The following is a 648-nucleotide window of genomic DNA, read 5'->3' as shown; positions in this document are numbered from 1 at the left end:
ACAAATTTCAAATCGAAGTAAAATCGACAAGCGTTAGGAGTCACTCTTAAATTGTTTGTTATGTAAATTTACTTTCGCACATCGACCTTTAGTGAAAATGCATTGTACAAACTTATTTGGCTACGCCCACGGTACTCTATAACAGTGCCCTTGCCACAAATAGTACGGTTTACCAATTGCTGTAATGAACCATGCTCTTGCTTAAATTCAGCCAGATCATCTTCCCATACAACAAGTGTTAGAGATTGTTTAGGGAAACGTTCATCCATATTCAGGTATAGCCCGCGCTTAAAGCGAGATACTTCCTTTAAAGTACCACAAGCAATAACATCTTCACCTTCATGGAAAGGTGCGTCTTTTGAATCAATTTGAGTAGCACTATAGCTTAATGGGGACAATAGTAATGATGTAAACAATGCTATTGAAGTGATGATTTTCATATGAACAAACCTTAAACGTCGTAATTAGATTCATTATACGAAATGACATTCCTTTTAGATATCGATATTTACATAACGCCCAATTAAGGTGCGATAACGCTAGAAAACCCAGACTAAACCATTGCGCCGTAAACACAAATTTCAAATCGGAGTAAAATCGACAAGCGTTAGGAGTCACTCTTAAATTGTTTGTTAGACACAAATCACG

1 protein-coding gene is annotated in these 648 nt (G+C 36.7%); it reads right to left on the bottom strand.

Going from position 1 to position 648, the window contains the following annotated elements; genetic code table 11:
* Positions 1–68: 68 nt before the first annotated feature.
* Positions 69–440 (bottom strand): hypothetical protein, encoded by a 372-nt coding sequence (locus FCV43_RS18425; protein WP_136995988.1) that lies wholly within the window; start codon positions 438–440, stop codon positions 69–71.
* Positions 441–648: the final 208 nt, after the last annotated feature.

Origin of the sequence: Vibrio genomosp. F6, assembly GCF_005146325.1 — a bacterium.
GTDB lineage: Bacteria > Pseudomonadota > Gammaproteobacteria > Enterobacterales > Vibrionaceae > Vibrio > Vibrio cortegadensis.
The sequence above is the reverse complement of the archived record's forward strand: the minus strand, read 5'-3'. Positions and strand labels throughout refer to the sequence as shown.